Annotated in this window: 3 protein-coding genes; 1 reads left to right on the forward strand and 2 read right to left on the reverse strand. The window is 39.2% G+C overall.

Annotation, left to right across the window (positions count from 1 at the left end; translation table 11 throughout):
- Nucleotides 1-784: 784 nt before the first annotated feature.
- Both F6K51_RS35020 and rimM read right to left on the reverse strand, forming a co-directional pair.
- The gene (locus F6K51_RS35020) at nt 785-1,675 is read right to left on the reverse strand and encodes an alpha/beta fold hydrolase (RefSeq protein WP_293030143.1); all 891 of its coding nucleotides are present in this window, start codon (nt 1,673-1,675) and stop codon (nt 785-787) included.
- 359 nt (nt 1,676-2,034) lie between these two features.
- A complete protein-coding gene (gene rimM / locus F6K51_RS35025) occupies nt 2,035-2,664 on the reverse strand; it encodes a ribosome maturation factor RimM (RefSeq protein WP_293030146.1) in 630 nt (209 codons plus the stop codon).
- 849 nt (nt 2,665-3,513) lie between these two features.
- Here rimM and F6K51_RS35030 point away from each other — a divergent pair.
- A complete protein-coding gene (locus F6K51_RS35030) occupies nt 3,514-5,277 on the forward strand; it encodes an ABC transporter ATP-binding protein (RefSeq protein ID WP_364304483.1) in 1,764 nt (587 codons plus the stop codon).
- Nucleotides 5,278-5,503 lie beyond the last annotated feature (226 nt).

Below are 5,503 nucleotides of genomic sequence, written 5' to 3' on the forward strand. Positions count from 1 at the left end.
TTAAATGACTTCCTAGGAATTCTTGTATATTTTCTGCATTCACAATGTATTCACACTATTAGTAGAGAATAAGTGGTATAGTGAACTTCTTGATGGGGGGGGGAACCCCCTGATAGGGTAAGTCCTATCTTGGCAACAAAGAGTTAAAGCTTCCGTGTTAAACTCTTAACACTTGGAAGCCAATTTTTGTTTCTTCTAAATTGTGATATTTATTGACAATAAAGACGTCGCGACAACCACTTAAACAATCTTTAAGAATCAGCAAAAGTTCAAAAAGCTTGCCGTGAATTTACTTAAATATTTCTCTGGAATACTGCGGGAGCTTTACCTGATTTTTATTTGAGAGCCACCCTAGCTGGTTCTTTAAACAATCTGACCCTGACAAGCGCTTTTTTAAGAATATCTGAATCATTCAAACCTCTTGAAGAAGCCGTTAAATTAACTCTTACCGCTCCGGTCATCAGTAATAACACGTACATAGATCACACTCACTCAATTTCGGTTACTTCACATTAATTCGTCCTAACAATCTATGCACCGAAAATCTAGCTGTTGATTCCATAATAACTATCTGATTACGGCTAATCACCGATAGGATTGTCTATGGCTTCAGGGATATTGCTTATTAGTATTTATATCCATAAAAAAGCCAATCTATAATCAGTGAATTTACGGAATATTATCTTGGGTTACAGGGGTAATCTTCAGTATTATAAATAGCTGTAAATGTTAAAGTTTACCCTTATTACTAACGTGATTGACCCTGATTACTTGCTTTTATATTTCACCAGCGAGATGACAACCAATCGAGAATCAGTGAATTTACGGACTCTGGGTTTTCGTCATGAGGGCAGTGACCAGCCTTAGGAATTCCTACAAATTTTACGTCTTTACCCTGATGACTCTGTTTTTGGAAGATGGTAGCACCAGAAATCGGTGTCCAAGGGTCTTCTTCTCCCCAAAGAATGAGTAGAGGACTTTGTAACTTCGGTAAAAGTTCACTAGGTCTAGGACCAGGAGGAGCAGTAAGAACTGATGCAAATACCTTTTGAGCACCGGGATCACAAGCAGGCTGGTAGATTAACTCTACAAGTTCCTCTGTAATGGCATCTGAATCACAGTAGACTTGACGAAGGGTGCTGCGGATGCGATGTTTCTGGCGGATACGGTTAAACAGGAACGGTCCAAAGGTTGGAGAGTTCACTAATCTCGTAAAAGCTGCCATGACCAAGCGCAAAGGTAGATTTAGCTCTTCAGGGCGGTGATTGAGTCCACCAGCACTGTTGATTAAGACACCACCAGCAGCAATCTCAGGATAGTTTGTGACCACCATCAGACTTAACAGAGCACCAATGGAGTTACCGATAAATATGGTAGGTTCATTGATGTAGGTATCCCAAAAGTCCTTTATTTGTTGTTGCCACAACTCTACGGTGTAGGATAAGGCAGGTTTATCAGAACCTCCGAATCCCAGCAGATCGATGGCAAACACTCGATAACCCCCTGCGGCTAGGACAGGAATATTCTTACGCCAATGTCCAATGGATGCCCCAAAACCATGAACCAACAGTAGAGGCTTACCAGTCCCCATGACGGTGTATTGAATATGGTTACCTTGCCAGTTCCAAACATGGTTTTCCGTAGTGTGGTAGGGTATTAGTTTTTGTGTAGACACAGCTTTTTGTTAACTTTAATTAACTTACTCATTTTAATATTACTAAATATTTAGGTACTAAGTTGATTCTGGATGATAAATTAGTTATAATAAAAACTTATATTAAAATACGATTAAACATGACCTAGCAAGGATTGATCAGGTCAAGGCTTCAATCTCAGCTTTCCACTCCCAGGAGGATACCACTTAACCCGCCCTTGGTAAGTGGCGAGGTAAGTGGCGAAATCGGGCATTGTATAATTTGGGATAATAGTGACCTTAAAGCTAGAGCTGGTCAGGATTTCGGGGCGCTTATCACCCTCACAGAACATGAACAGATTAAATACAAATTAAATTTAGATGCGTGGCACGCTTATGACTTAACGTTGATTGACTTCTAGTAAACCCGCAGGAGGCGTAATCTCAATCCGACCATTTTCGAGATCGACCACTGGTGCGATCGCTTTCACAAAGGGAATCAGTACCGTTGCTGGCTGTGGTTCCTTCTTACCCTTGGATTGGCGTTTCTTGCTAGTTCGAGTGGGTGGTGCAGTTTCCGCATCGGTTGGGGGCGGTTGCACTGAAGATTGCAATTTAACTTTCAAAAGGTCATTACCAGCTGGGATCACATCTACGACTACTCCCACAGCTTCACCAGTGAGTTGATTAAACACTTCAAGGTCAATCAAGTCTAAGATGTGATACTCATCTTCCTCTAACTCTGGGCGATCGCTGGCTGGTACCAACAGTTGATAACCGCGCAACGCCTCTGACTGATCCCGGTTGTCTACCCCCTTTAGCTGCACAACATATAACCCTTTACCAGGGACAAAACGTCCCCAAAGTAATTCTGCAGCTTGGGGTGGATTATCCCCTGGTGGTTTTAACCAGCGCTGTCCTGGCTCCTCAAACCTCTCGGGAAAGTCAGAACTGGGATAGACTCGCAACTCTCCTTTTAGCCCATGGGGGGAAACAATTCTACCGATTTCTAGCCAGTCGTCATTGGTCATTTGAGCATTTTTAGGTAAGTGAACTAAGCACTAAGGGCAAGGTATAGCACTACGCATTAAGCTTAGGACATTCCTAAACTCAGCAAACTTAGTCATAGCTTACTTTTGACTTCTGACGCAAGAACCTTGCTGACTTGCGCGTAGCGCTATAGTACCATCATCCCTAAAGGGGTCCGAGAGCGTGGATAGCGCGGACCTGTCATTTTATTTTATCCTGATTCCCGGCATTTTGCTCAGAAAAAATAATAGAAAACACACTATAAATTGCCAGGAGAATTGTCTATAAATTTTCCAATAAAATCGGCTAATATGTTTCCTCAATCTATCAATTACTATTCTGGCTAAATTAAGGGCAATTAAAATCTATGAAATTACTCGTTTTTTCCTAGGAAAATAATAAACAATTTAAGTATAAAAATTATCAATATATTTTATAGTAAGTATAACATAGACAGGATGCCGACACTAACAGGGCTTGTGGGCTTCTGGATTTTAAAAACTCTTTTATAAACGTTATAGATGCTAACAGTCTAATCAGAGTTACTTCAATCAACGCAATTCGGCATTAGCTCACCTTCGAGAGCTGAATGGCTTTATGGAAGGGATTGAGATTGTCGAGCTTCTCTTGATGCCGGCAATGCCAGCGGACTAGGACAATTGTCTAGATTTGACCAATCTCAATCATATCTTTGACTGCATCATAAAGCTGAATTACACTAAATTATTCCTTTATCATCCTAATAATTTACATACCAAATGGTTAGCTATTTGTCAAATTTTTTATACATTCTCGGAGAAAGAAAACTCCGACTAATCCCTCTTCTGTTATTAATCTTACTAACCTCCCTCTTGGATACTGTAGGTATTGGACTTGTCGGGCCATTTATGGGGTTAGCTACTAACCCAAGGTTGATTGAACTAAATTCTCGGCTGCATTGGGTTTATGTCAAGTTAAGTTTAACTTCTGAAGTTCAGTTTATTGCCTTGCTAGGTTTAATCATTATTGTTGCCTTCTGGACTAAATCCTTATTAAGTTTCCAAGCTCAAAAATATATCTTTAAATTTAGCTTTACTCAGTATGGTGAACTATCATCAAATTTGCTCCACGCCTACTTGGTAGCACCTTACACATTTCATCTCAGAAAAAATACAGCTTTTTTGATCAACACGGTTTTGGAAGACTCTGGAGTTTTTAGTGTAAAATTTATGATTCCTTTCCTAAAAACCGTAGCTAGTTTTATTATTATAGTATTTTTAGTTGTTTTACTAATAATCACCGATCCGATCGCCACAATTACTCTAGCCTTGGTTTTACTAATTCCCTTGGGAATTATCTACCAATTTAAAGACAAAATTTCCGAATGGGGAAAAAAAGTATCTCAATCTAAGGAGGAAATGATTCGCATCATCAATCATAGCCTTGGAGGATTAAAAGAAACACGAATTATTGGTTGCGAATCTTACTTTGAAAGGCAAATGAGTGATCAAGTCGATCAACTGGTTAATGGCATGACATCGTTTCATACTTTCCAAGCTTTGCCTCGCATTATAATTGAAGCGATTTTAGTGACATTTTTAGTAGCTTTTGTATCTATAGTGTTAGTCTTTAACCTTGGAACAGAAAATATTATCCAAGTTTTAGGTATTTTCGCTTTGGCTTCTGTGCGCATGATTCCAGCATTTAGTCATTTAACATCTAATATTGCTTTGATGCGAAACTCCAGCTATTCGATTAATAAAATATACTTGGATTTAAAAGAGTTAGAAAACATTGAAGTAGAGAAAATTTTTGAGCCTACATATTTATCATATTTATCTCCCCTATCCAAGCCTAATACTCCCTCAGAGCAATTCAGGTATTTTGCCAAGTCCATTGACATTAATAGAAGTCTATCACCGGAGGATAATCAAATTGAAATTAATAGAATTACCTACCGCTATCCCAAGGTTTTAGACCCTACTATTATGAACATATCCTTGACTATCAACAAAGGTCAATCTATTGGTTTAATCGGTAAATCAGGCTCAGGTAAGACAACATTAGTTGATGTTATTTTAGGTCTATTAGCTCCTGAGAGTGGTGAGATTAGGTACAAGGGTAAATCGATATATAATAATCTGCGTTCCTGGCAAAATTTAATTGGCTATATCCCACAGTCGATTTTTATGATAGATGACACAATCGAAGGAAATATTGCCTTTGGTGTTCCAAAGCATTTAATTGATCGAGAACGATTAGATCAGGCTATCCAATCTGCTCAACTTGCGGAGTTTGTTGAGCAATTGCCTGAGGGAGTTAACTCTGTTGTTGGTGAACGGGGAGTGCGTTTATCTGGTGGTCAACGCCAGCGCATAGGAATTGCTCGCGCACTTTACCATCAGAGGGAAATTTTAGTCTTAGATGAGGCGACTTCTGCACTAGATAATGAAACTGAATACTTGGTTAATGAAGCAATTAAATCCTTGAATGGCACTAAAACGATGATTATCATTGCCCACCGTCTCTCCACTATTGAACATTGTGATTGTATCTATTTACTCGATCAAGGTCGTTTAGTGAAGTCAGGTACTTATCAAGACATTATTTTAAATGAACAAAGCCTTAATTTTTGAATTGGAAAGACGCAGGAGCAGGTTAGTTATAGCAATTCTCTCTCCCATGAGGTGCAAAGAGATCCCCCTAAATCCCCCTTAAAAAGGGGGACTTCAGCTCAGGGCTATTTCATTCTAAAAAGTTGCTTAAGCGTGTCTAGACCAAAAGAACAAAGTCGTTGAGCTTGTGCCATATTTTTAAACATTTGGTCACGGTATAAATTGAGTGTAAAATTACGAGCTATGG

This window comes from Moorena sp. SIO3I8 (assembly GCF_010692325.1).
Taxonomy (GTDB): Bacteria; Cyanobacteriota; Cyanobacteriia; order Cyanobacteriales; family Coleofasciculaceae; genus Moorena.

What these genes read in the sequence shown, in the direction of transcription:
- rimM (WP_293030146.1), bottom strand. Translation starts at nt 2,664, where the DNA reads ATGACCAATGACGACTGGCTAGAAATCGGTAGAATTGTTTCCCCCCAT.